The organism is Pseudomonas edaphica, from assembly GCF_005863185.1.
GTDB classification, from domain to species: Bacteria; Pseudomonadota; Gammaproteobacteria; order Pseudomonadales; family Pseudomonadaceae; genus Aquipseudomonas; species Aquipseudomonas edaphica.
This window is the reverse complement of the sequence record NZ_VBVZ01000688.1, coordinates 1-3087: the sequence shown is the minus strand read 5'-3', so window position 1 is coordinate 3087 and position 3087 is coordinate 1. Positions and strand designations below refer to the sequence as shown.

Here is a 3087-nt window from a genome sequence, read left to right as displayed (position 1 = left end):
CTATAAACCCGTGGAAAATATCTCGCTGTACACCAGCTACAGCAAGGGCTTGTCATTGGGCGGCACGGCACCGTGGTTTGCCCGAATTCCCGATGAAACCCTGGCCCCAACCGTGTCCCGGCAAATCGAAGCCGGCGTGAAATACGACTGGCACCGCATCAGCTTCGCCGCCGCCGTATTCCAGACCCGCCAGGCCTATCAATACGCAAAACCCGAAGGCCTCGAGTTTATCTACGTCCAACAAGGCGAACAAAAAAACACCGGCCTGGAACTCTCCGCCAACGGCTGGGCCACCGACCGCCTGCAGATCGCCACCAGCGTCGCGGCGATTCGTGCCCGCGTGAACAACAGCGGCACGCCAGACTACGAAGGCCACCAGGCGCTCAACGTCCCCAAACTGCGCGCCAGCCTGTATGCCGATTACGCCCTGCCATGGATGAATGGGCTGGCCGTGTTGGGCGGCGTGCAATACAGCGCCAAGAAGTACGCCGACCGCACCGGCAATGTGCAAGTGGGCGACTACGCCGTAGTGAATGTCGGCAGCCGCTACACCACCAAAATCGACGGCTATGAGACCGTGTTCCGCCTCAGCGTCGATAACCTGTTCGACAAACGCTACTGGCGCGATGCGGGTGAATACCTGGGCGACGACTACCTGTTCCAGGGCGCGCCCTTGACCGCGCGCCTGAGTGCTTCGGTTAACTTCTGAGCCTGCGCGGCGCTGCCAGCCACAGCGCCGCCAAACCACAGACCAACAGACTCCAACCCAGGTCCTGGGCCCAGGCGACCAGGGTCAACCCAGCGCCGATCACCAGGTAATACAACAAACCAAACAGCGCGGCGGCAGTGCCCAGACGATCTTGGTAGGCCACCAGCGCGGCCCCCAGCACATTGGGGATGGCCATGCCGAATGCCAGTACCACCAACAGCATCGGCCAGACAAATAACCCGCTGTGTTGCAGCAGCACGACCAGCAAGCCACCCAGCACTGCGACACCGGCGGCGATCAGCACTAATCGCTCGCCGTTTACCCCACGCTTGAGCAGTCGCTTGTTCAGCCACGCACCACACCCGGAGCCCAGCGCCAGCAAGACGCCGCTGTAGCCGAAGTCGGCGGCAGACAAACCCAGCCGCGAAAAGATGAATGGCCCCACGCTGTAATAGCTGAACAGCGCAATATTGAACGCCGCCACCAGCCCCACCGAACGCCAGATCCCGGCATCCCTGAGCAGCAACCGCAACGTCTGGCCCAGCGCGGCCGTCGGCATCGAGGCTGGACGCGTCTCGGGCAACGCCCACACGCACCACGCCCATAAGCTCAGCGAGAGCAGCAACAAACCACTGAGCACACCGCGATAACCGAAGAACTGCACCAGGCTGGCGCCCGTGAACAGGCCCACGGCCGGGCTGGCGGCCAGGGCAATGCCCATCAGCGAAAATACCTGGGCCAATTGCACGCCCTTGAAACGGTCACGCAGCACGGTCTGCGTCACCACCGAACCGACCGCCGCGCCAAACGCCGCCAACGCCTGAGCCAGCAGCAAACCGTTGAAGCTGGTCATGCCCAAGGCCAGCACCGAGGCAGCCACGTACAGAGCCAACCCGGCCAGCATCACCGGCCGCCGCCCCCAACGATCACACAGCCGGCCCCACACCACCACGCCAAAAGCGAACGCCAGGAAATACACCGACAACGTCTGCCCGGCCCGCTCCGGCCCCACCGCAAACGCCCGGCCGATATCTTCCAGCGCTGGGCTGTAGAGCGTTTGGGCCAGTTGCGGGAACATCAGCAACGCGACCGTCAGTGGCAAAAAAAATTTAACCTTCATCCCCAACTCCTTTGCTTGAAACAGCGCAAGAAGTGTAAGGACTGTGGATTGGGGTATTATCCAGACTTTGACAATTTACCCATCAAATCGGACAACCTATGGCCTGGCTCACCGCCGACGCCCCTTTCGATCCCGACCACCTGGCAGCGCCGGTCATCGGCATCGCCGCCCTGCTCGGTGATCACGACTCCGGCCTGCACCGCCACCAGCGCGGGCAACTGCTGTTCACCCGCCGAGGGTGCACCCGTATCACCCTCGACAACCAACTGTGCCTGCTGCCGCCTTCGCGCGCCGCGTGGATCCCGTGCGGCGTGCCGCATCGCGCGGTGATGCACAAAACCGTGGACTATCGCTCGGTGTATCTGAGCCCGCCACTGGCCGACCAATTGCCTGCACAGGTGGGGGTGATCGAGGTCAGCCCATTGCTTCGCGCAGTCCTGGAACCCATAGCGATGGCGCCCTTCGACACCGATTGGCAAACGGGCCGCTACGCGCATTTGCTGGCGCTGTGCCTGGATGAAATCCAGGCGGCCACCGCACAACCGATGCTCCTGCCCTTGCCCCAGGACAAACGCCTGGCGCCCTTGCTCGCCGATCTGGAAAGGTTACCGCCGACCCTGCAAGCCCTGGAAAAACAGATAGGTGCCAGCACCAAGACCATCGGCCGGATTTTCCTGCGGGAAACCGGCCTTGGCTATCAGCAATGGCGCCAGCAGTGGCGCCTGATGCGGGCCATCGAACTGCTCGCCATCGGGCGCAACCTGGGCTATTGCGCGTTCGAGTTGGGCTTTGCCAGCGACAGCGCGTTGATCGCCTTCTTCAAAAGCATGACCGGCAGCACGCCACGCGGGTATTTGAAAGTCGACTGAGGGCGTGCATGAGGCCGCTTCAGCCCGGTAGCGGAATCACCCGTAAAGGCCGCACCGACTTATAGGAAAAACTTGAGTAGATTTCTTTAACACACGGCAACGTCTGCAACACCTCACGCGCAAACTCGCCGAACGACTCCAGGTCTTTGGCCACCACCTCGAGCAAAAAGTCATAGCGCCCCGACACGTTGTGGCAGGCGACAACTTCGGGAATCTCCAGCAGCCGTTGCTCGAATGCCCGGGCGATTTCCTGGGTGTGGCTTTCCATCATGATGCTGACAAACGCCGTCACGCCATACCCCAGCGCCTTGGGCGACAGAATCGCCTGATAGCCGCTGATCACCCCGCTCTCCTCCAAGTTGCACACCCGTCGCCAGCACGGCTAGGTG

Annotated in this window: 3 protein-coding genes and 1 pseudogene; 2 read left to right on the top strand and 2 right to left on the bottom strand. The window is 62.1% G+C overall.

Annotation, left to right across the window (positions count from 1 at the left end):
* The coding region (locus FEM54_RS29005) for a TonB-dependent receptor domain-containing protein (protein ID WP_138453901.1) at positions 1–709 on the top strand (709 nt) is incomplete at its 5' end.
* On the opposite strand, the gene FEM54_RS29000 is transcribed toward FEM54_RS29005, so the two are convergent.
* Positions 699–1829: an MFS transporter gene (locus FEM54_RS29000; protein ID WP_138453900.1), complete on the bottom strand. Its 1131-nt coding sequence runs from the start codon at positions 1827–1829 to the stop codon at positions 699–701. The genes FEM54_RS29005 and FEM54_RS29000 overlap by 11 nt on opposite strands.
* Before the next feature lie 98 nt (positions 1830–1927).
* On the opposite strand from FEM54_RS29000, the gene FEM54_RS28995 reads away from it, so the two are divergent.
* Complete coding sequence (locus FEM54_RS28995; RefSeq protein ID WP_138453899.1) at positions 1928–2698, top strand: AraC family transcriptional regulator; 771 nt, start codon at positions 1928–1930, stop codon at positions 2696–2698.
* Between the two features lie 19 nt (positions 2699–2717).
* Here the strand turns inward: FEM54_RS28995 and FEM54_RS28990 are convergent.
* Positions 2718–3080 (bottom strand): annotated as a pseudogene (locus tag FEM54_RS28990) (Lrp/AsnC family transcriptional regulator); the annotation flags it as partial.
* Positions 3081–3087: the final 7 nt, after the last annotated feature.

Coding starts and splice junctions, on each gene's coding strand:
- FEM54_RS28995 (WP_138453899.1), top strand. CDS start 1,928: ATGGCCTGGCTCACCGCCGACGCCCCTTTCGATCCCGACCACCTGGCA.
- FEM54_RS29000 (WP_138453900.1), bottom strand. CDS start 1,829: ATGAAGGTTAAATTTTTTTTGCCACTGACGGTCGCGTTGCTGATGTTC.